The sequence below is a fragment of the Arthrobacter alpinus genome (genome assembly GCF_001294625.1).
In the GTDB taxonomy this organism is placed as follows: Bacteria; Actinomycetota; Actinomycetes; order Actinomycetales; family Micrococcaceae; genus Specibacter; species Specibacter alpinus_A.
Window position 1 is genome coordinate 2164171 of the sequence record NZ_CP012677.1, and the last position, 23243, is coordinate 2187413.

Annotated in this window: 13 protein-coding genes, 3 tRNA genes and 1 pseudogene; 9 read left to right on the top strand and 8 right to left on the bottom strand. The window is 61.9% G+C overall.

Features of this window, described 5'->3' with window-relative positions:
- Nucleotides 1-2481 carry an ABC transporter permease gene (locus tag AOC05_RS09730; RefSeq protein WP_062007044.1) on the top strand — a complete coding sequence of 827 codons (2481 nt, stop codon included), beginning with the start codon at nucleotides 1-3 and terminating at the stop codon, nucleotides 2479-2481.
- A gap of 1066 nt (nucleotides 2482-3547) precedes the next feature.
- On the opposite strand, the gene metG is transcribed toward AOC05_RS09730, so the two are convergent.
- The 6 genes from metG to ilvD all read right to left on the bottom strand — a co-directional run bounded on the left by metG (nucleotide 3548) and on the right by ilvD (nucleotide 12677).
- Nucleotides 3548-5128: a methionine--tRNA ligase gene (metG, locus tag AOC05_RS09740; protein ID WP_062007046.1), complete on the bottom strand. Its 1581-nt coding sequence runs from the start codon at nucleotides 5126-5128 to the stop codon at nucleotides 3548-3550.
- A 116-nt stretch (nucleotides 5129-5244) separates the two neighbouring features.
- Complete coding sequence (gene serA / locus AOC05_RS09745) at nucleotides 5245-6840, bottom strand: phosphoglycerate dehydrogenase (protein ID WP_062007047.1); 1596 nt, start codon at nucleotides 6838-6840, stop codon at nucleotides 5245-5247.
- A 240-nt stretch (nucleotides 6841-7080) separates the two neighbouring features.
- Complete coding sequence (gene ilvC / locus AOC05_RS09750; RefSeq protein ID WP_062007048.1) at nucleotides 7081-8106, bottom strand: ketol-acid reductoisomerase; 1026 nt, start codon at nucleotides 8104-8106, stop codon at nucleotides 7081-7083.
- Between the two features lie 79 nt (nucleotides 8107-8185).
- Nucleotides 8186-8698, bottom strand: coding sequence for an acetolactate synthase small subunit (gene ilvN / locus AOC05_RS09755; protein ID WP_062007049.1), 513 nt, complete (start codon nucleotides 8696-8698; stop codon nucleotides 8186-8188).
- A 2-nt stretch (nucleotides 8699-8700) separates the two neighbouring features.
- Nucleotides 8701-10590: an acetolactate synthase large subunit gene (locus AOC05_RS09760; protein ID WP_062007050.1), complete on the bottom strand. Its 1890-nt coding sequence runs from the start codon at nucleotides 10588-10590 to the stop codon at nucleotides 8701-8703.
- Nucleotides 10591-10937: 347 nt separating this feature from the next.
- Entirely contained in the window at nucleotides 10938-12677 is a 1740-nt protein-coding gene (ilvD, locus tag AOC05_RS09765) for a dihydroxy-acid dehydratase (protein ID WP_062007051.1), read from the bottom strand.
- A gap of 261 nt (nucleotides 12678-12938) precedes the next feature.
- Here ilvD and AOC05_RS09770 point away from each other — a divergent pair.
- From AOC05_RS09770 to bcp, 3 genes are all read left to right on the top strand, one after another.
- A tRNA-Lys gene (locus AOC05_RS09770) sits at nucleotides 12939-13011 on the top strand.
- Between the two features lie 70 nt (nucleotides 13012-13081).
- Nucleotides 13082-13154 (top strand) — tRNA-Lys (locus AOC05_RS09775).
- Nucleotides 13155-13333: 179 nt separating this feature from the next.
- Nucleotides 13334-13810 (top strand): thioredoxin-dependent thiol peroxidase, encoded by a 477-nt coding sequence (gene bcp / locus AOC05_RS09780; RefSeq protein WP_062007052.1) that lies wholly within the window; start codon nucleotides 13334-13336, stop codon nucleotides 13808-13810.
- A 50-nt stretch (nucleotides 13811-13860) separates the two neighbouring features.
- On the opposite strand, the gene AOC05_RS09785 is transcribed toward bcp, so the two are convergent.
- Nucleotides 13861-13945, bottom strand: a tRNA-Leu gene (locus tag AOC05_RS09785).
- 143 nt (nucleotides 13946-14088) lie between these two features.
- Between AOC05_RS09785 and AOC05_RS09790 the strand changes: the two genes are divergently transcribed.
- From AOC05_RS09790 to AOC05_RS20795, 5 genes and pseudogenes are all read left to right on the top strand, one after another.
- Nucleotides 14089-15777, top strand: coding sequence for an ABC transporter substrate-binding protein (locus AOC05_RS09790; RefSeq protein WP_230085290.1), 1689 nt, complete (start codon nucleotides 14089-14091; stop codon nucleotides 15775-15777).
- 143 nt (nucleotides 15778-15920) lie between these two features.
- Nucleotides 15921-17414, top strand: coding sequence for a malate:quinone oxidoreductase (locus AOC05_RS09795; RefSeq protein ID WP_062007053.1), 1494 nt, complete (start codon nucleotides 15921-15923; stop codon nucleotides 17412-17414).
- Between the two features lie 63 nt (nucleotides 17415-17477).
- The gene (locus AOC05_RS09800; protein ID WP_062007054.1) at nucleotides 17478-20792 is read left to right on the top strand and encodes an efflux RND transporter permease subunit; all 3315 of its coding nucleotides are present in this window, start codon (nucleotides 17478-17480) and stop codon (nucleotides 20790-20792) included.
- Between the two features lie 409 nt (nucleotides 20793-21201).
- Nucleotides 21202-21360: a hypothetical protein gene (locus tag AOC05_RS19430; RefSeq protein WP_154605673.1), complete on the top strand. Its 159-nt coding sequence runs from the start codon at nucleotides 21202-21204 to the stop codon at nucleotides 21358-21360.
- 48 nt (nucleotides 21361-21408) lie between these two features.
- Nucleotides 21409-21510: pseudogene (locus tag AOC05_RS20795) on the top strand (hypothetical protein); the annotation flags it as partial.
- Nucleotides 21511-21684: 174 nt separating this feature from the next.
- Here AOC05_RS20795 and AOC05_RS09810 read toward each other — a convergent pair.
- Nucleotides 21685-23148, bottom strand: coding sequence for an MFS transporter (locus AOC05_RS09810; protein WP_186760631.1), 1464 nt, complete (start codon nucleotides 23146-23148; stop codon nucleotides 21685-21687).
- Nucleotides 23149-23243 lie beyond the last annotated feature (95 nt).

Genomic DNA, 23243 nt, shown 5'->3' on the forward strand with positions numbered 1-23243 from the left:
ATGTTGCAAGTCGCCCTGAGTCAACTTCGCACGCATTCCCGGCGCTTCATCGCCATCACGCTCGCGGTGCTGCTGGCCGTCGCCTTCCTCTCCGCCACCCTCATGGTCAACGCCTCCACCAAGGCGTCGCTGAAGGCCTCCCTCGGCCAGTCCTACTCCTCCGCCGAGCTCGTCATCTCCCCCACCCAGGAGCAACCACTAACGACGACGGACGCTGCCTCCGTGGCCGCCTCACCTCTCGTCGCGGAGTCCTATGCGCAACGGACCCCGTACCTTCAAGCAGAGCTGGGCACAACCACCGTTGGCGCCACGTTCCGCAATATGCCGGCCAAACTTTCACTGGAACCGGTTGCTTTGACCTCGGGCGCGTGGCCGACCAATGACCAAGAAGTCACGATCGATACGACTGCGGCAGAACGAAATTCGCTGACCGTGGGCAGCAAGGTCACCTTGACCGGTGCGGCCACATCCACTGAAAGCACCCCGCTCTTGACCGCCACGGTCTCGGGCATCACGGCCGCATCAGCTAACCCCATTACCTCAGGGCTGGCCCAATTTGTGGGCACTGCTGCAGCCGTCGACAGGCTCACCTCACCGGATACCGTCTTCAACACCATCTCCGTGAACCTCAAGGATGGGGTCTCACTTGCCGACGCGAAGTTGGCACTTGCAACCGCAGTTGAGCAGCCCGTTGAAAATATCCTGACCGCTGATGAGAAGACCACCCAAACGGTCTCCACCATGACCGGCGGCCAGGACCAGCTGACCATTGTTTTGCTGGCCTTTGCCGGAGTTGCCCTGCTGGTTTCAGCCTTGGTTGTCTCCAACACCTTCTCCGTCCTGGTGGCACAGCGGACCCGTGAATTGGCGCTGCTGCGCTGCGTTGGTGCGAGCCGTGCACAAGTGCGCAATTCCGTGGTTCTTGAGGCGCTGATTGTAGGATTGATAGCCTCCGCGCTGGGCGTGCTCGCCGCAACCGGAGTCATGGCACTGGTTTTATCCCTGCTGAGCCATAACCCCGACTTTGCCTTCGCCACGTTGGCGGTGCCGCCGTCGGCCGTTATCGCCGGAATCCTGGTGGGCACCGTGCTCACTGTGTTGGCTGCGCTGGTGCCTGCCCGTGCGGCAACCAAGGTAGCGCCGCTGGCTGCACTGCGCCCGGCCGACGACGTCTCCGTCCACAATCCCGGTGGAAGGGTGCGCCTCACTGTTGGAGTGCTGCTGCTTCTGGCCGGCGGGGCGGGCCTGGCATACGGCGGAGTATCGGCGAATCTGATGCTGGCATTGCCCTCCGGCGCGGCGTCCTTTGTCGGTTTCCTCATGGCTGCAACGCTGTTCGTGCCGAAGCTGGTCTCCCTGGCCGGAACCCTGGCCGCACCCGCCGGAGTCCCCGGGAGGATGGCCGCGGCCAACGCCGTGCGCAATCCGCGCCGGACCACCGCGACGGCGTCCGCGCTGCTCATCGGCGTCACACTGGTGACCATGATGATGACCGGTGCCGCGACGGCCCGGCAGGCCTTCGACACCCAACTCGACAGCAGCTACCCCGTGGACATCACGGCGCAGACCTATCCTGGCGAGCCTGCCATTTCCTCTGCCCGTATTGCCGCGGCGGCCGCCCTGCCCGGGGTGGCACACATTGCCACGCTTGACTTGGTGGGCACCGTGACGGCCGGGGGTACGCAGCTTCCCGCGTACGGAATTTCCGACGCCGACGCTGCCGCGCTACTGGCGAACCGAGCCAACAGGCCCACGCGCACCTCGGCAATTCTTCCCAAAGGTTCCACAGCCACCTCGGCTACCCTGGAAGCAGGCACACAGACAACCAACCTCACGGCCACCAACGCCACGAACTACGGCATGACCGCCCTGGTCTCGCTGGATGCCTTCCCGCCGCTGGCTGCTGATGACCCGCTCCGGGAGCGGACAGTGGCGCCGTTGTGGATCTCCGTGGACCCTTCCTTGGACGCGAATGCGCTGATGGACCTGCGCACGTCGCTGGCCAGCACCTTGGGTGTTGATGAGTACCTCGTCTCCGGATCAGTCTTGGAGAAGGCAATGTTCAACCAGGTCATCGACATGCTGCTGCTGGTTGTCACCGGGCTGTTGGCAGTGGCCGTTTTCATTGCGTTGATCGGGGTGGCCAACACCTTGTCCTTGTCTGTGCTGGAGCGCACGCGCGAGAACTCGCTGCTGCGGGCCCTGGGCCTGACGCGTGGACAGCTGCGCGGCATGCTGGCCCTAGAGGCCCTGTTGATCGCCGGCGTTGCCGCTATCATCGGCTCCGTGCTGGGTACGCTCTACGGCTGGGCCGGGGCGCAATCGGCGCTGGGTACCTTTGCGGAGGTAACGGCCGTGATTCCTTGGGGCCAGATCATTGCCGTGGTGGCTGTCGCCGCCGTCGCCGGGCTGCTCGCCTCCGTGGTGCCGGCACGCCGGGCCGCCAGGCTCTCCCCCGTTGAAGGGCTCGCGATGGACTGACTTTTCGCGTTCTACCGGGATGGAGGCCGGCACCTGTTAGCAAAAATGATCCCGATCCCGCTTTCTGATCCCGGAATTTCTGGATCAGAAAGCGGGATCGGGATCATTTCCCATGAGGGCTCCCACGCGATTGCCCGTGGAGGACCCGACTGAGGGCGTTCCCGGACGCAACTGTCCGCCATAGCTTCCTCCACACCCCTCCGGCGGCGCTCCGTTCTCCACAGTTGCTGCCGGGCCACTTTCGGAGCCTCCCTTCCAGTGCCACGCTGATGCACATGGACAATCCACGCCTCATCCTCAGTTCCGATCTGGGCATCGCCGGCCAAGATCCTCGGACTCTGACCAAGCTCAGCCCGAAGGCACAATATGGACTGCATGCGGAGGCATTCCGCAGCCTTACGCCATCCGAGCTGGTATTCTCCTATGCCACGGCTGCGTTGTTATGGGGACAATGGATTGTGGGAACGCCCTCTGATTTGCATGTCAGGACGGAAGTAACAACGGGCGGACAGAGTCGCAACGGCGTACGGCGATGAATCGGGGCCAGCAGTGATGGCATTCTTCGATGCGGTTGGGGACACCGACTGCCCTCAAGGAAAACCACTGAGGAAAGAGGAACTCGTTGCCGCTGCACAACGGCTGCCCAGCCACGCCGCCAGGGCCCGAACACTTGCAGTCATCAAGTTTTCTTCTGCTAGGTCCGGTTCGGCTGGCGAGTAGCTCAGTCGGGCCAAGATGCACCAGCTTGGATTTCCCGCTCCCGTCCTTCAGAAGAAATTCACGCTGCGAAATGGCAGCGAAGCCTTCGTGGACTTCTGGTTTAAGGAACTCAACCTGGCCGGTGCATTCGATGGCAACGGCAAATATCTGCCTGCTGACTTCGGCGGCGGCCTGTCCATGACGGATCGGCTGTGGCGGGAGAAGCAACGCGAGGACTCCATCTGGCCCCAAGGCGTTCGATTTGTTCGATGGACCTGTCAGGAAGTCAACAACCGGACCCTTCTCGAACGGCTGCTTCGGCAAGCTGGACTGCGCCAGATCACCACTTGGCGGCAAAGCAGCGCGGCTACGCCTCTACGGGGGCCGGCTCCTCATACTTGGGGAAGATCGGCGCCGGGGCGGGTAGCACAGTACCGGGAACCAAAGGAGCCGCAATGGCAGCGAACTGGCGAACAGCGTCGTCCGGTGCAGTACCCTGGCCCAGAACAAAAAGCAGTTTCGCTGCGGCGTCGGGCATAACGGGCTGGATCAGGATCGAGACGATGCGCAGCACCTCCATGGTCACGTACAGCACGGTTTCCATGCGGGGCACGTCGGTCTTGCGCAGCACCCAGGGGGCCTGGTCGGCAAAGTAGGCATTGGTGTCACCAAGGACGTGCCAGATCTTCTCCAGCGAGCCGTGGAAGTCCTGCCCCTGGTAGGCGTGGCGCGAGTGCTCCAGCAAGGCGCGGGCCGCGGCCAGAATCTGCTCATCCGCGGAGGTGAACGCTCCCGGCGTCGGCACAACGCCGGAGCAGTTCTTGGCCACCATGGACAGCGAACGCTGGGCCAGGTTGCCCAGGTTGTTGGCCAAATCGGAGTTCATCCGGCTCACGACCGCGTCGTGGTTGTAGGAGCCGTCGGCGCCAAAGGGGACCTCGCGCAGCAAGAAGAAGCGGACCTGATCCAGACCGTACTGGGCCACCCAGTCGGCCGGGGCCACCACATTGCCCAGGGACTTGGACATCTTGACGCCGTTGTTGTGCAGGAAGCCGTGGATCATGACGCGCTTGGGCAGTTCCAGCCCGGCGGACATGAGGAACGCGGGCCAGTAGACGGCGTGGAAGCGGGAGATGTCCTTGCCGATGATGTGCACGTCGGCCGGCCAATACTTTTGGAACGCCTCGGATTCGGTGTCCGGGTAGCCCACAGCGGTCAGGTAGTTGGTCAGCGCGTCAACCCACACGTACATGACGTGTTTCTCGTTGCCGGGCACAGGAACGCCCCAGTCGAAGGTGGTGCGGCTGACCGAAAGGTCCTCCAGGCCGCCCTTGACGAAGCTGATGACCTCGTTGAAGCGGGTGCGCGGGGCCCCGAATTCGGGCTGATCGGCGTAGAGCGCCAGCAGTTTGTCCTGGTAGTTGGAGAGCCGGAAGAAGTAGCTTTCCTCCTCCGTCCAGGTCAGTAAAGTGTCGGTGACCTTGGAGTAGCGCTTGCCGTCCTCGCGCAGTTCGGTCTCATCCTCACCATAGTAGGCCTCGTCGCGGACCGAGTACCAGCCCTCGTACTTGCCCAGGTAAATATCCCCTGCCTCTTCCATCTTCTTCCAGAGGGCCGCAGAGGCGGCGTAGTGGTCGGCGTCCGTAGTGCGGATGAACCGGTCATAAGTGATGCCCAGAGCGGCGTGCGTCTCCTTGAAGATCGTGACGTTGCGGTCCACGAGCTCCTTGGGCGTGAGGCCTTCCTTTTCGGCCGTCTGCGCGATCTTCATGCCGTGCTCATCCGTGCCCGTCAGGAACATGACATCGAAGCCGTCCAGGCGCTTGAAGCGTGCCATGGCGTCGGTGGCAATGTACTCATAGGCGTGCCCAATGTGCGGGTCACCGTTGGGGTACGTGATGGCGGTGGTCAGGTAGTAAGGCGTCTTGGCCGATTCAGAAGATGTCACCCTACGAATTTACCGTGAACCGGGGCAAAACACCGCTTCGTAACAAGAACGACGACGACGGCCCCCACATTGAGCGGGCGAAGGGGCCGTCGTCGTCGTTCTTAGCTGGGAGGGTGTTAGTCCTCTAGGTCCACCTCGCGGGCCATGGTGGCACCGATTTCGGTCTTGATAGCATCGAGCACGTTCTGCGGCACGGAGCTGTCGACCGTAATAAGGGACAGCGCTTGGCCGCCTTCGGTGTTACGGGCAACCTGCATGCCGGCAATGTTGACGCCGTTCTCACCCAGAAGGCGACCCAAGGTGCCGACGACGCCGGGGCGGTCGGCGTAGGAGATCACCAGGAGGTGGTCGCTCATGGGAATTTCCAGTTCGTAGCCGTTGAGGGCAACGATCTTCTGGATCTGCTTCGGGCCCGTCAGTGTGCCGGAGACGGAGATCTGTGAATCATCCGAGAGTGCGCCGCGGATCGTGAGCACGTTGCGGTAGTCAGTGGACTCGAGCGTGGTGATCAAGTTGGTCTTGATGCCGCGCTGTTCGGCCAGAACCGGCGCGTTGACGTAGGAGACCTGCTCGGAGACGACGTCCTTGAAGACACCCTTCAGGGCGGAGAGTTCCAGCGCCTTGACGTCCAGTGCGGCGATTTCGCCGGCAACCTCAACATCGATCTGGGTGACGGAGGCGTGAGTCAGTGCGGTAAAGATGCGACCCAGCTTCTCAATTAGCGGGATGCCCGGGCGGACGTCGGCAGCGATGACGCCACCGGCCACGTTGACAGCATCGGGCACAAGCTCGCCGGCCAGGGCCAGGCGGACCGACTTGGCCACGGAGACGCCGGCCTTTTCCTGGGCCTCGTCCGTGGAGGCACCCAGGTGCGGGGTGGCAATGACGTTCTCCAGGGACAGGAAGTCCACATCAGTGGCGGGTTCTTTGACGAACACGTCGATGCCGGCACCAGCAATTTCGCCCTCGCGCAGGGCAATGTTCAGGGCTGCTTCATCGATCAAGCCGCCGCGGGCAACGTTGATAACGTAAGCGCTCTTCTTCATCTTTGCGAACGCTTTCGTGCCGATCATGCCCAGGGTTTCGGGCGTGCGCGGCATGTGGATCGTGATGAAGTCCGACTGTTCCAGCAGCTCATCGAGGGTGAGCAGCTGGACACCGAGGCTGGCGGCGCGGGCCGAGGTGACATAGGGGTCGTACGCGACGATCTCCATGCCGAAGGCCTTGGCGCGTTCGGTGATCAGGGCGCCAATGCGGCCCAGACCGATGATGCCGAGTTTCTTTTCCAGCAGTTCAGTGCCGGTGTACTTGGAGCGCTTCCACTCACCGTTCTTCAGCGCGGTGCTAGCGGCCGGGATGTGCCGGGCCAGGGACAGGATGTGCCCAATGGTGAGTTCGGCGGCGGAGACAATGTTCGACGTCGGCGCGTTGACCACCATGACCCCGGCCTGTGTTGCAGCCTTGATGTCCACGTTGTCCAGCCCCACACCGGCACGTGCAATGACCTTCAGTTTCTTGGCAGCAGCGATGGCTTCCGCGTCAACCAATGTTGCGGAGCGAACCAGGATCGCATCAACGTCCACAATAGCGGAAAGCAGCTGGGCACGGTCGGCACCGTCGGTGTGACGGATTTCAAAATCGGGGCCAAGAGCCTCGATCGTGGCGGGCGAAAGTTCCTCAGCGAGGAGTACTACGGGCTTGGTGGCGCTCACCTGGTGACCTCTTTAGCTTTCATTTATGTTCTGGTGGGGATTTTGGTGAATGGTTCTTGCGGCGCCCTTGCGACGACAAAAGCCGGTCTCCAGTTTATGGGAGACCGGCTTCGGTGCCGTAACAATCCGAGACGACGGCGACGCAAGCGACGCACGTCACACAACGGAGAAACGTTGGTCCCACGCTTGCCAGCGTCCCGAAAAAACCGCGTCGACGATTTCCCGGGACGGCAAGTACTGCTAGCGGGAGACGGAGCCCTCGGTGTAGTCGTCGCTGCTGCTGACCCAGGAGAAGAGCTTACGCAGCTCGCGGCCGGTCGCCTCGATCGGGTGCTCTTCACCCTTCTTGCGCAGCGCCAGGAACTCCGGAGCGCCGGCATCCTGGTCCTCAATGAAGCGCTTGGCGAAGGCACCGCTTTGGATGTCGGCGAGAACGGCCTTCATGTTCTCCTTCACCTCGGGGGTGATCACGCGCGGGCCGGAGACGTAGTCGCCGTACTCTGCGGTGTCGGAGACGCTCCAGCGCTGCTTGGCGATGCCGCCTTCCCACATGAGGTCCACAATGAGCTTGAGCTCGTGCAGCACCTCGAAGTAGGCGATTTCCGGCTTGTAGCCGGCTTCCGTCAGAACCTCGAAGCCGTACTGGACCAACTGTGAGGCGCCGCCGCAAAGGACAGCCTGCTCCCCGAACAGATCGGTTTCGGTCTCTTCGGTGAACGTGGTCTCGATGACGCCGGCGCGGGTGCCGCCGATGGCCTTCGCGTAGGACAGGGCCAGGGCCCTGGCGCCGCCGGTGAAGTCCTGCTCGACGGCGATCAGGTCCGGAATGCCGCGACCTGCCTCGAACTCGCGGCGCACGGTGTGTCCCGGCGCCTTCGGGGCGACCAGGGCAACGTCAACGTTGTCCGGCGCGGCGACGTAGCCGAAGCGGATGTTGAAGCCGTGGCCGAAGAACAGGGCGTCGCCGGACTTCAAGTTCGGTGCAATGTCGTCGGCGAAGACGAAGCGCTGGACCTGGTCCGGGGTCAGGATCATGATCAGGTCGGCTTCTGCCGTGGCCTCGGCAACGCTAAGGACGCGAAGGCCCTCAGCTTCTGCCTTGGCAATGGACTTGGATCCTGCCTTCAGGCCGACGCGGACGTCAACACCGGAATCGCGCAGGTTAAGTGCGTGTGCGTGGCCCTGGCTGCCGTAGCCGATAACGGCGACCTTGCGGCCCTGGATGATTGACAGGTCTGCATCGTCGTCGTAAAACATTTCGGTCACTGTGTAACTCCTTGTATGAATGGTGTAACTGCTAGTTTTTCAAATCAGTTTCTATGGGGCTTCAACGGCCCCGCAGTCGCTAGGAAGCGCGCAGTGCCCGGTCGCTCATGGAACGGGATCCCCGACCAATAGCCAAGGTGCCGGATTGCACGATCTCACGAATGCCGAAAGGCTCCAGCACATTAAGCAGTGCCGCGAGCTTGTCCGGGTGGCCGGTCGCTTCAATAATCAACGAGTCGGTGGACACGTCAACCACTGATGCACGGAAGAGATCTGCAGCTTGGGTGACTTGCAGTCTCGTGGCGGCATCCGCACGTACCTTGACCAGGATGTGGTCCCGTTGCACGGAATTCTCTGAAACAAGTTCAACAATCTTTATGACATTGACTAGTTTATTCAGCTGCTTGGTGACTTGTTCAATCAAGTCGCCCTTGGCGTCGACCACCACCGTCATCCGGGACACCCCGGGGACTTCGGTGGGGCCAACGGCCAAGGAGTTGATGTTGAAGGCGCGCCGGGCAAACATGCTCGCCACGCGGGTCAGGACACCTGGCTTGTCTTCAACCAGGACGGAAAGAGTATGTCGAGTCATTTCTAGTCCTCTTCTTCCCACACCGGGGTCATGTTCCTGGCAACTTGAATTTGGTCATTGCTGACTCCGGAGGGCACCATCGGCCACACCATGGAGTCCGGACTGACCACAAAGTCAATGACGACCGGCCGGTCGTTAATGGCCAGTGCGGCTTCGATGGTGGCGTCGATGTCCTCCACACGCTCACAGCGCAAGCCGACGCAACCGTAGGCGTCGGCGAGCTTGACGAAGTCAGGGATGTGAATGGTGTCGTGGCCGGTGTTCAAGTCCGTGTTGGAGTAGCGGCTTTCATAGAACAACGTCTGCCACTGGCGCACCATCCCCAGGGAAGAGTTGTTGATGATGGCAACCTTGATCGGAATGTTGTTGATCCGACAGGTGGCCAGTTCCTGGTTCGTCATTTGGAAGCAGCCGTCGCCGTCGATCGCCCAGACCACACGGTCCGGGTCGCCCACCTTGGCACCCATTGCCGCGGGCACCGAGTACCCCATGGTGCCGGCGCCGCCGGAGTTCACCCAGGAGTGGGGGCGCTCATACTTGATGAACTGTGCCGCCCACATCTGGTGCTGGCCAACGCCAGAGACATAAACACCCTCGGGGCCGGTCAGCTCGCCGATGCGGGAGATGACACGTTGCGGGGACATCAGACCGTCCTCGGGCTCGGTCCAGCCCAGCGGGTAGGTGTCGCGCAAGTTGCCCAAGAAGGTCCACCAGTCGCCCAAGTCGGGGTTGCCATTGGCCTCAAATTCGGCCTTGACTGCGGCCGCCAGGTCCGGGATGATCTCCTTCACGGAGCCCACGATCGGTACATCTGCGGTGCGGTTCTTAGAGATCTCCGCAGGGTCGATGTCGGCGTGGATGACCTTGGCGTACGGGGCAAAGCTGCTCAACACGCCGGTGACGCGGTCGTCAAAGCGGGCCCCCAAGGTGATGAGCAGGTCGGACTGCTGCAGTGCCGTCACGGCGGACACGGTGCCGTGCATTCCCGGCATACCCACGTGCAGGGGATGCGAATCAGGGAAGGCGCCGCGGGCCATCAACGTGGTGACAACCGGTGCGCCGGTCAGCTCGGCGAGCACCAACAGTTCCTTGGAGGCATGGGCCTTGATGACGCCGCCGCCAACATACAAAACCGGCTTTTTCGCTTCGCGGATCAGCCGTGCTGCCTCACGCAACTGCTTGGAGTGGCCGCGGAACACGGGACGGTAACCGGGCAGGTCAATGACCGGTGGCCAGGAGAACGTCATCTGGCTCTGCTGGGCGTCCTTGGCAATGTCGACCAGGACGGGACCGGGGCGGCCAGTTGAGGCCAGATGGAAGGCCTCTGCCAGGATGCGCGGGATGTCCTCGGGGTTTGTCACCAGATACGAATGTTTGGTGATGGGCATGGTGATGCCCACAATGTCAGCTTCCTGGAACGCATCTGTGCCAATGACATGGCTCGAGACCTGGCCGGTGATGGCCACCAGCGGAACGGAGTCCATATGAGCGTCCATGATGGGCGTGACAAGGTTCGTTGCGCCGGGGCCGGAGGTTGCGATGCAGACACCCACCTGGCCGGTGACCATCGCATAGCCTTCGGCCGCATGGCCTGCGCCTTGTTCGTGCCGAACCAAGACGTGATTCAACGAAGAAGCCATGAGCGGATCATAAGTGGGCAAGATGGTGCCGCCTGGGAGACCGAAGATGTCCTTGACACCAAGTTCTTCAAGGGAGCGGACAATGGCCTCGGAGCCGAGCATCCGGATGGGTGCCACAACATTGTTGGGACCTACGACGGCGGAGGCTGGGTTGGTGGTGCTGAGCGTGCCACTGCTGCCACCTGGGTTACCACCATGTCCGTGGGGCTTGCTTGCCATCAGCGCTGGGCTGGCGGGCGATCCTTTACTCATCGGTTCTTCCTTTGGGGAACTCATGCTCTTAGGTGTTTCTTTTGTTTGCGTTCTTGGGTGAGTTACGCAGTAAATAGGAGTTGCCGGTGGTGTGGAAACAAAAAAACCCCTCAGCCGAGAAGGCTCTCATGGAGGGGTTTGCGCGTGATGCGACGTTCTCTTCCTCTGGGATGTCAGAGAGTCGTGACCGTTAGGGTGTGGCCACTTTGCGTCACACGCTAGATAATGACGACTACGAGCTTCAATTGCATACTTGTAATCTCCCATTTTCAGCTCCGGAGTGCAAACAGCCCCGCTGCTCGTCTCACAATGTGGACCCGGTGTCCACCCTGTGGGCATGCGAAAAATCAGCTGCAGTAGGCGCCCGTGGAGGCGCTGTTGACCAGCTTGGCATACTTGGCCAAGACTCCCGTGGTGAACTTGGCCGGAATCGGCGCCCAGCCATCTTTGCGGGATTCAAGCACGGAGTCCTCAACCAGGAGGTCAAAGGAGCGGGCGGCGATGTCGACACGGATCTTATCCCCGTCATGGACGAAGGCGATGGGGCCGCCGTCGACCGCTTCCGGGGCGACGTGGCCGATGCAAAGGCCGGTGGTGCCACCGGAGAACCGGCCGTCGGTGAGCAGTAAGACGTCCTTGCCAAGGCCAGCGCCCTTGATGGCGCCGGTGATGGCAAGCATCTCGCGCATGCCCGGGCCACCTTTAGGTCCCTCGTAACGGATGACGACGACGTCGCCGGCGTGGATCTGGCCCTGATCCAGCGCGTCCAGCGCCGCCTGCTCGCGCTCAAAAACGCGGGCGGTGCCCTCAAAAACGTCCAGATCGAAGCCGGCGCTCTTGACGACGGCGCCTTCCGGGGCCATGGAGCCGTGCAAGATGGTGATGCCGCCGGTCTTGTGGATGGGGTTATCCATGGCGCGCAGGACCTTCCCATCCGGATCCGGCGGGTTGATCTCGGCGAGGTTCTGCGCAACCGTCTTGCCCGTAACGGTGAGGCAATCGCCATGAATGAGACCGGCGTCGAGCAGCGCCTTCATGATGACAGGCACGCCGCCAATCTTGTCGACGTCGAACATGACGTAGCGACCAAAGGGCTTCAGGTCACCCAGGTGCGGGACTTTGTCGCCGATGCGGTTGAAGTCGGCAAGGGTGAGATCCACTTGTGCTTCGCGCGCGATCGCCAGCAGGTGCAACACGGCGTTGGTGGAGCCGCCGAAGGCCATGGTGACGGCGATGGCGTTTTCGAAGGCCTTCTTCGTCATGATGTCGCGGGCGCGGATGCCCTGGCGCAGCAAGTTCACGACGGCCTCGCCGGACTTGCGCGCATACATGTCCCGGCGGCGGTCTGCGCTGGGAGGGGCGGCCGAGCCCGGCAGGGACATGCCCAGTGCCTCGCCGATGCAGGCCATCGTATTGGCCGTGTACATCCCACCACAGGCGCCTTCGCCCGGGCAGATCGCACGCTCGATCGAGTCGAGGTCCTTCATACTCATTTTGCCGGCCGCGCACGCGCCTACGGCCTCGAAGGCGTCAATCAACGTGACTTCCTTCTCCGAGCCGTCCTCCATCTTCGCAAAGCCGGGCATGATGGATCCGGCATACAAGAACACGCTGGCCAGGTTCAGGCGGGCGGCTGCCATCAGCATGCCGGGCAGGGACTTGTCGCAGCCAGCCAGCAGTACCGATCCGTCGAGGCGCTCGGCCATCATGACGGTTTCCACGGAGTCGGCGATCACCTCACGCGAGACCAGAGAGAAGTGCATCCCCTCATGACCCATGGAGATGCCATCCGAGACGGAGATGGTGCCGAACTGCATGGGGAAGCCATCAGCGGCAAACACGCCTTCTTTGGCACCCTGCGCTAAACGGTTCAGGGAAAGGTTGCAGGGCGTAATTTCATTCCACGAACTGGCCACCCCTATTTGCGGTTTCCTAAAGTCATCGTCCCCCATGCCCACTGCGCGGAACATTCCACGGGCCGGGGCGGCATGGATGCCATCGGTGACAACCCGACTGCGGGGTTTGATGTCAGGCTTGCCATCTGCTGTACGTACCACGTCGTCCGCTGAATTAGTTTCCGCGCTCATGAGCGCCAGTCTATTACCCGGGGCGTGAGCTAGGCCACCTTCAGGCCCGTTCGGGCTGGTGGCGAGAAATTCTTCCCCAAAATCCCCGTGTCAGAACCCCTAGATTCCGCGGAATCTACCGGGTTGAACTGTGATTCATGCCGCAAAACTGACAGAACGTGGCTTTTCGATTTCACACTCCACAAAAAAACCCGTATAGTTTCATGTCGTTGCGAGGAACACTAGGGATTCATTCCTTTGGGCTTCTAAGCAGTGAACGATGCACCCCTAGCTCAATTGGCAGAGCAATTGACTCTTAATCAATGGGTTTCCGGTTCAAGTCCGGAGGGGTGCACGGGTAAAACCGTTCCAACACTGGTAACATGCGGTGTTGGAACGGTTTTTTACGCAAATGAATGAAAGAGGCACCCCTAGCTCAATTGGCAGAGCAATTGACTCTTAATCAATGGGTTTCCGGTTCAAGTCCGGAGGGGTGCACGGTTAAGAATAACCCCCGATTCGCGCAGGCGAGTCGGGGGTTGTTTCGTTTTCCCCAACAATCCTGACACCCCTCACCGGTCCGGGCGTCAACTGGCCTACGCTGGAATCAACACCCCCGCCCCACAGGACCCAAGCCCCCTAGGACGCTGCCGCGCAGTGGCCAGAAGGAGATCTCCATGACCGAACGCCTCGTCCCCGGTGTCACCGCCCCCGCATTCGCCCTCCCGAACGCAAGTGGTGGAACCACTGCCCTGGCGGACTTTGCCGGCCACAATGTGGTGGTCTACTTTTATCCGGCGGCCTCAACGCCTGGCTGCACCAAGCAGGCCTGCGACTTTCGCGACAATCTAGCTTCGCTGCAGTCAGCCGGCTACCAAGTGGTGGGCATCTCCCCCGACCCTGTCGCCAAGCTCGCGAAATTCGCAGCCATAGAGGAACTTCCATTCCCGCTGCTCTCCGATGAGGACCACAGCGTCGCGGAAGCTTATGCGTCCTGGGGTGAGAAGAAAAACTACGGCAAGACCTATCAGGGCCTCATCCGTTCCACCCTCGTGATTGACGGAGCCGGCAAGGTGTCCTTGGCCCAGTACAACGTTCGAGCTACCGGTCACGTGGCGAAGTTGCGCCGTGATTTGAATATCGACCCCTCATAACCCACACATGAAAAAGCCCCGTAACCATAGCCGGTTGCGGGGCTTTCATTTGGTGCGCAAGAGGGGACTTGAACCCCTACGCCCGAAGGCACAGGTACCTAAAACCTGCGTGTCTACCAATTCCACCACTCGCGCGTGATGTCTATAAGACGTGACAATACTACCGTGCATTTGAACCACCCGAAGACAGTAAGGTGTGCGCCCGCGGCCAATGCCAAGAATCAGCCACTAAGATAAGTGGCTGATGGGATTCCACCACGCATAAGGAGACACAACTCGTGCCAACCGACGCCGGCCACCTGCTCAAGGCAGGGCGACGTGCAGTGGCGATTGCCGCCGTCGTACTTCTGGCGGCCACCGGCTGCACGAATCCTCTGGTTCCTGATCCCACTGACACGACGGCGTCCACGCCCGCAGTCGCCCCTGTCACCTTCACTCTGGGCACGGCCGCGGACCCGAGAGGATTCGACCCCGCCCTGGTCTCTGACAGCGAGTCCTACCGGGTGACCCGGCAGGTGCTGGAGGGCCTGGTGACGGTGGACCCCGTCACCGGCGCCCCGGCACCGAGCCTGGCCACCGAGTGGAAAGAGCTCGACGACGGCTTGGGCTACTCCTTCAAGCTGCGCCCGGGCGTCACCTTTCACGACGGCACCGCCTTTGACGCAGCGGCCGTGTGCACGAACTTCAACCGCTGGTACACCATGCCCGTGGCGACGCGCGGGGACGGCTCATCGGCCATGTTCAAGCAGGTCTTCAGGGGCTTCTCGGACAGCCCCGCAGATTCCTTGTACAACAGCTGCACGGTGACAGGCCCGTTGGGCGTGACCCTCAGCCTGAAAATGCGGCTGACAGGGTTCTTGCAGGCACTGACCATGCCGGCCTTCGCCATCTCCTCCCCGGCGTCCCTTGCGCAGGGTAGCGCCAATGTCTTGGATCAGACAATGGGCGCCAACAAGGTCTCAAAGTATGCCCTGCACCCTGTGGGGACGGGGCCCTTTACCTTCACCTCGGCCGCCAATGAGGTCACCACCATGATCGCCTACCCCAAATACTGGGGTGAGAAGGGCCAGATCACGTCGTTGAAATTTATCACCTACAGCCAGCCTGAGGCCCGGCTGGCCGCCCTGGAAGACGGCACCCTGGACGGTTTTGACCCCGTAACCCCGAGTAATTTCGACAAGCTCATCAAAAGCGGCAAGCAGGTACTGCAGCGGGACCCGTTCTCCGTCATGTATGTGGGCATCAACCAGACGGTGCCGGTCATGGCGGACTTGAAGGTGCGTGAAGCCATTGCGGCTGCCATTGACAAGACCACCTTGGTGAATGATTTTTTCATCGCCGGAACCGCCACCACAGCCCAGTTCATCCCACCGAAGTTGAGCGGCTTCAACAATGCCGTGCAGGGCATAGCCTTCGATCCGGCCAAGGCCAAGGCGCTGCTGGCCGAGTCAAGCTACAAGGGTGAGGAGCTGAAGTTCTACTACCCCACCAACGCCGCCAGGACCTACCTGCCCACGCCTGAAAAGGTTTACGCAGAGATCGCCCGGCAGCTGACGGCCGTGGGCTTGAATATCAAGCCGGTTCCCATCGCCTGGAACGACGGCTACGTTGCTGCCGTAACCAGCCCGGGCGACCACGCGCTGAGCCTGATGGGTTGGAATGGCAGTTACTCGGATCCGGACAACTTCGTGGGGCCTCTCTTCGGCTCCCCCAACGGCGAGTTGGGTCTAGTTGACCCGCAACTGGTCTCCAAAATCACCCGCGCCCGCAGCCTGCCCAATGGTGCCGAGCGGGCCGCGGCCTACGAATCCGTCAGCAAGCAGATCGCCGCCACGGTCCCGGCAGTGCCCATCGCCTTCCCCATCTCGGCGATCGCGCTTTCTGACCGCGTAGCCAATTACCCGCTCAGCCCGGTGCTCAACGAAGTCTTCAACCACGTCACATTCAACAAGCCCTCGGCTGGTTAGCCCCCGCATTTGGGCCCCGGACGACGCCGGGCACCTCCCCCCACGGACCCGTCCCGTGTGACGTGGCTCCCCTGATTTACTCATAGGCTCACTCCCGCGATACGCTTCTATCGCTAGGAAGAGCCTCTATTCGGAGTTGGACTGTGACTTTCATCTCGACCACCAAAGACGCTGACGTTGTCCTCATCGGAGGCGGCATCATGAGCGCCACGCTGGGCACCATGCTCAAGCAACTCGAACCAAGCTGGAAGATCGTGCTGTTTGAACAGCTTGATGAACCCGGTTTGGAATCCTCCAGTCCTTGGAATAACGCCGGTACCGGCCATTCCGCGCTCTGCGAGCTTAACTATTCTCCGGCCGCCAAGGACGGCTCCGTCAATCCGGCAAAGGCCATTGACATCAACGAACAGTTCCAGTTGTCACGCCAGTTCTGGTCCCACATGGTGGCCAATAAGATGATCGGCTCCCCCAAGGGCTTCATCAACACCGTCCCGCACATGAGCTTCGTCATTGGCGAGGACCACCGCAAGTTCCTCAAGGCCCGCCACCAGGCGCTCGCGCCCAATCCGTTGTTCTCCTCCATGGAGTACACCGAAGACCCTGCCCAGATCGCCAAGTGGGCCCCCCTGGTCATGAAGGGCCGGGACGCCACACAAAAGGTGAGTGCCACCCGCGCCGCCGAGGGAACCGACGTCGACTTTGGCGCCCTGACCCGTGAACTCATGGGCTACATGGACAACAACGACGTCGAGATCAACTACGGCACGAGCGTCTCGAATGTTTCGCGCACCACGGACGGCCAGTGGGATGTTGCGCTCAAGTACCCCAAGTCCGGTGAGCACGGCAAGATCAAGGCCAAGTTTGTGTTCATTGGCAGTGGCGGCGGGGCCTTGCACCTGTTGCAGCTCTCCGGCATTGCAGAAGGCAAGGGCTTTGGCGGGTTCCCCGTCTCCGGCCAGTTCTTCCGCTGCACCGATGAGACGCTTGCCAAGCAGCACAGCGCCAAGGTGTACGGCCAGGCGTCGGTGGGTGCCCCGCCCATGTCGGTCCCGCACCTAGATACCCGCTACGTCGGCGGCAAGCGTTCACTGTTGTTTGGACCGTATGGCGGTTTCTCCACCAAGTACTTAAAGACCGGCAGCTACCTGGACCTTCCCGGGTCCATCCGCCCGAACAACATCATCCCGATGCTGGCTGTGGGCAAGGACAACCTGGACTTGGTGAAGTACCTGGTCAGCGAGGTCACCAAGACCCATGCAGGCAAGGTGGAGGCGCTCCATGAGTACTTCCCCGAAGCCGACGGCAAGGACTGGGAGCTGATCACGGCCGGGCAGCGTGTGCAGATCATCAAGAAGGATGCCAAGAAGGGCGGCGTGCTGCAGTTCGGTACCGAAGTCATCACAGCAGCCGACGGCACCTTGTCGGCCCTGCTTGGCGCTTCGCCGGGAGCATCCACCGCGGTTCCTATTATGCTGGAGTTGTTGCAGCGCTGCTTCCCGCGCAAGTTCAAGCTGGAATGGCAGGATTCCCTGCGCGAGATGATGCCTACCTATGGCACCAAACTCAACGAGAATGCAGATTTGTTTGAGCAAACTTTAGCTTCAACTGCTGCCACCTTGCAGTTGAAGACGGACTAAAGTTGATCGTTTTTTGAGTCACCCGGCTAAGCGGAACCGGCATAACACAGTGGGAGTGTCCTTATGTTTCGTTTAGCGCAGATGTCCTTGGGGAATCGGGCGTTGATTGCGCTGATCACCATCTTTGCGGTGGTGTTCGGGGTGATCACGCTCGGTTCGCTCAAGCAGGAGCTCATCCCCTCCATCGAGTTCCCACAAATCACTGTGGTCTCGGCCATGCCGGGCGCGTCCCCGGACGTCGTTGACAAACAAGTCAGCGAACCCCTGGAAGCGGCCCTGAACGCCGTCGAGGGTCTGGAATCAAGCACCGCCACCTCGCGCAGCGGCATCTCCACCATCAACCTGGCGTTCACCTACGGCACCGATCTGGACCGTGCCCGGAACCAGATTGACCGCGCCATCTCCAACGTCAGCGCCAGGCTGCCCTCCGGCGTGCAACCCCAGCCGATTGCCGGCAGCATTGCCGATTTCCCCATCGTCTTTTTGGCTGTTTCCTCCGACCAGGACCTGGCCGCGCTGAACACCGATCTGGCCCGGGTGGCCGTTCCGAAACTCATGAAGATCGACGGCGTGCGCAGCGCCGATGTGACTGGCGCGAATTCCCAGCACATCGCCATCCTGCCGGACCCAGCCAAGATGGCCGCTGCCGGCGTCAACGTCGCCGCCATCACCAGCGCGTTGAAGGACAACGGCACCTTGGTGCCCATTGGCTCCTTGAGTACCGACGGCAAGACGCTGTCCATCCAGGCGGGCAGCCCCGTCGATTCCCTCGACGCCATCAAGGCCCTGCCCCTGGCGGCCAGCGGCCCGGCCAAGCCGAACGCCGCGATCCCCACCCTCGGGTCGGTCGCGAGTGTCGCCCTGGCCGACGACACCACCACCTCCATCACCCGCACCAACGGCAAGGCCACCCTGGCACTGTCCGTCACCAAGATACCCGCCGCGGACACCGTCTCGCTCTCCCGCGAGATCAATGCCGAACTGCCCGGTCTGGAAGCGTCGCTGGGGCACAATACCAAGTTCACCACCATCTTGGACCAGGCTCCGTTCATTGAAAAATCCATCCATGACCTCACCGTGGAGGGCCTGCTGGGACTGGGGTTCGCCGTCGTGGTGATCTTGATCTTCCTGCTCTCGGTGCGCTCCACTTTGGTCACCGCGATCTCCATCCCGCTCTCGTTGCTGGTGACGTTCATCGGGCTGTGGGCCACCGGGTATTCGTTGAACATTCTCACGCTCGGTGCGCTGACCATTGCCATTGGGCGGGTGGTCGATGACTCCATTGTGGTCATTGAAAACATCAAACGTCATTTGAGTTATGGCGAAGACAAGAAGACTGCCATCCTGTCCGCGATCCGCGAGGTTGCCGGGGCTGTGACCGCGTCCACCCTGACCACGGTGGCGGTGTTCTTGCCCATCGCCTTTGTTGGCAGCCTGGCCGGGGAACTTTTCCGCCCGTTCGCGCTCACCGTCACGTTCGCGCTGATCGCCTCGCTCCTGGTCTCTCTGACCATCGTGCCGGTGCTTGCCTACTGGTTCCTGAAGGCCACGCCCCACATCTCCGACGCCGGCGCCCCCCTCACGGGCAAAGCACTCCTGAGCGCTGTTGAGGCGAAGGAGCGCACGTCGTGGTTACAGCGCGGCTACCTCCCCATCCTGGCCAAGACACAAAAGCACCCCGTTTACACCTTGATTGCCGGTGGCGTTATCTTGGTTGCCACCTTCGCCATGACCCCGTTGCTGCCCACCAACCTACTCGGGGACACCGGCCAGAACAGCATGAGCATCTCCCAGGATATGCCCCCGGGCACCAGCCTTGAGGTGACCAGCGCGGCGGCACAGAAGGTCGAGTCCGCGGTGAGAAAGATCAACGGTGTCCAGGACGTCCAGGTCACCATTGGCAACAGCTCCAGCGGGTTCTCCGCACTGCTGTCCTCGGGCGCCTCCACCGCCTCCTTCCAGGTCATCACCACTGCGGATGAGGACCAGGTCAAGTTGCAGGACACCGTGCGCAGTGCCATCGCCGGGATCAAGGATGCGGGGAAGATTTCACTCGGCGCCTCCGGCGGTGGCTTTGGCACCTCCAGCACGGTGGACATCACGGTGAAGGCCACCACCGGGGCCGATCTGCAGACGGCCGCCGATTCGCTGGTCAAGGAGATGAACGGTCTGCCCGGCGCCCAGTCGGTGGCCAGCAACCTCTCCGCCGCCCAGCCCGTGGTCCAGGTGAGTGTAGACCGGGCCAAGGCCGTTGCAGCCGGACTGGACGAATCACAGATCACCGGCCTGCTGGCCGCCACCGTCAGCCCCATCCCGGGCGGCACCGTGCGGATCGACACCACTGATTACAAGGTTCAGGTGGGAACAGGCACCAAGTTTGATTCCGTGGCCGCCCTGGCCGCCGCACAGATACCCACGCCGTCGGGGCCCGTTCCGTTAACCTCGGTGGCCACCGTGGCACAGGTCGACACCCCGCTGACCATCACCTCCTCTAACGGACAGCGCACAGCGACCGTTTCGGTCACACCGGATGCGAATTCGCTGGGCTCGCTCAGTGCCGAGGTGCAAAAACGCCTCGACTCCGCTGTCCTGCCGGCGGGGGTCATTGCCACGATTGGCGGGGCGGCAACCCAGCAGGCAGAGTCCTTTAGCCAGCTGGGCCTGGCCATGCTTGCAGCCATCGCCATTGTCTACGTGATCATGGTGGCCACCTTCAAATCGTTGATTCAACCCTTGATCCTGTTGGTTTCCATCCCGTTCGCGGCCACGGGCGCCATCGCCTTGCTGCTGATCACGGGCATCCCCCTTGGGCTGCCGTCCCTTATTGGCATGCTGATGCTGGTCGGCATTGTGGTGACTAACGCCATCGTGCTCATTGACCTGATCAACCAGTACAGGCACCCTTCAGGGGACCGCCCGGCCATGAATGTTGCCGACGCCATTGAACACGGTGCCCGCCAACGCCTGCGCCCCATCCTCATGACGGCTCTGGCCACCATCTTTGCGCTGACACCCATGGCCTTGGGCGTGACAGGTGGCGGGGGTTTCATCTCCCAGCCGCTGGCCATCGTGGTGGTGGGAGGTCTGGTGTCCTCCACGGTGCTGACATTGATTCTGGTGCCGGTTTTGTACCGTTTGGTTGAGGGCCGCAAGGAACGCCGGGAGCTCATCAAAGCTCTGCAGGTGGTCCATGTGCCAACGCCGGGTGATTCGAATGCCGGCAATGCCGCCGCTGAGGAGGCACCTGAGACGGGTGTTGCACCGCCACAGGCCGGCTCATCGCCTGTTGCTGTGCCGGAGCCCCACCCGGCACAGTTCCAGGACTGGACCACCGGGGCCATCCCCAAGGTCCGCGGCCGGCGGGCCGCAGCAGACTAGCCCCACCCCAACCGTGACGCACATAATGTACCAGTTTGGCCCGTTTTGACGCTTATTCGTACAACGTCTGCGTCAAAGAATCGGGTGGTCTGGCGAAGTGTGGATAACTCAAACGGGGTGACCGGGAAATTGCCATGCTGAGGGCATGACACCTTTAGGCTGCCACTCAGCTGATGCGCACAACGCGCCCTTCACCGTGGCATCAAGGCGCTCAAGAACGACAGCGACCTTTCCTTGGCGCTGTTGACCCGCCCCTTCACGCCGGTCACCGGCTATTCCGCGGCATCCCACGCCACGCCGGATCGGTGTCTGCGGCCACCGGACCAAGTTCTTCAACAAAGAGGTCCTCTTATTCAAGGGCCTGTGGATCACCACGAGGGTCCGCACGTGGCTGGACTGCTCCCGCAAGATGAGCATCGATGAACTCGTGGTCGTCGCCGACCACTTCATACGCATCCCGCGCCCGGAATTTGAGGGGCGCACTGAGCCCTACGCAACGTTGGAGGAATTGGCGGTCATGCTGGGCTGCCGGAACCTCAGCTCAACGTCAAGGTACCGCTTGGTTTAGGTGTGGGGCGGACTTGCGGACCAGTCCTATCCAGAACAAAAGGTCGCCGTGGAATACGACGTCGGAACACATGCACACCCCGATCAGGTCCCTCGGGACGTCCGGCGCGCGGAAGACTGTGCCCGCGCCGGCTGGAAGGAGGTTCGCATCATGAAGGATCACATGGCCAACGACGCCACTGAAGCCGTCCGAAAGATCCGCAATGCACTCAATGACCGTGGCTGGCGCCCGTCCCTACGACGGCCCGCCGATCTTTGACGCAGCACCTACAGCGGAAGCGGCACATTTAGGTGCACCAAGTGCGCCACAGTTGGGCAGGTATGGTCAGGACGGGAGGGTGGCGCCGAAGGCCAATTTGGGCACAAAGAACAGGGCCACCGCCGCCACGAGGGCTGTGACCCCGCAAATGGTCCAGACCAGCATGTATCCGGACAGTGGTGCTGCAGTGTTTTGTGCTCCCGCCGTGATGGAACCGAGCGCCTGCCCTGCCAATGCAATGCCGAACACGCAGGAAGCGAAGGCGCCACCTACTGTCTTGGTGGCGTTGGTCAGGCCTGTCGCCATGCCGGTTTGAGTCAGTGGGGCGGCCGCGGCGGCGGCGGATGGGAGGGCGGCCACGAGCGCACCACTTCCGATGCCGGCGATGGCCATGTTCACCAGCACCTCGGTCATGGACCCATGGAAGGGCAGGAACAACAGATAACCCATGGCAACCAGGAGCGCCGCGCCCATCAAGGTGACTCTCGGCGTCGTCCATCTAGTGATCACCGGATAGAGCAGCGCGCCCACCAACAAACCCAGTACGTAGACGCCGATGAGGATGGAGACCAGCCCGGAACTGGCACCCAGGCCGTAGCCCACCTCGTCGGGGTTGGTGCGGGCGAAGGTGGATAGAGGGGCCTGCGCGCCCAGGACGGAGACGCCGAACAAGAACGCCGTCAACTGCACCGGCCACATGCTGGGCTGGCGAAGCAGGCGGATGTCGATAAGCGGGTCCTTGTGGCCGAGTTCGTGGCGGGTGAACGGGACGAGGGCGGCGATGCCCACGACGACGGCGGCCCAGGCCCACCAGGTGCCTGGGCCGTTGATGCGCATGAATGTCAGCCCGGCGGTGATGAACAGCAAGCCGGTGGAGAGTAGTGTCAGACCCATCATGTCGATCCGCCCGCCGGTGCGATTTTCAGATTCCGGCACGCCGAATAGGATCACAAAGAAGCACAGGGTTACGGCAATGGCCGGGATCATGAGGGTCAGCCACAGTTTGCCGGGCAGGGCGCCGCCAATGAAGCCGCCGGCGAGGGCGCCGGCGATCACGCCGAATTCCAGCCCGGCGACGAGGATGCCCGCGGACTTACGGGTCAATGCGGCACCGTCGGGGCGGTGGTGGGAACGGCTGTAGATAAGGGCGATCTCCAGCGGCAGCCAGACCACATAAAAACCCTGCAGGGCCCAGGCGATGATGAAGATCCAGAAGTTTGGCGCGAACGCCACACCCCAGGATGCGGCCGCGGTCAGGGCTGTGGAGATGAGTAGGATCTTGCGGTGACCGATCATGTCGCCCAGCTTGGCCAGCACCGGGACCACCAGTGCACTGACCATGAGCTGGGCGGCCTCCAACCAGTTCACGTCGGCGTCGTGGATGCCCAAAAAGCGCGCAATGTCGGTGAGCAGCGGGGTGTAATAACCCTGCAGGATTCCGCTGGTCAGTTCCACCAGCACCAAGAAGCCGACCACTGCTGCGGCCGTGGGGCCCACCTGCAACCCCGGACCCACTGTCCTGCTCTTTATTGAAGCCACAAAGTCCCCCTCCGCCAATACTTTGACCTAGCCGACATACTGCCTGAGAGCATCCTAATACCAGCCGGTAATGTACGTCCGGGATG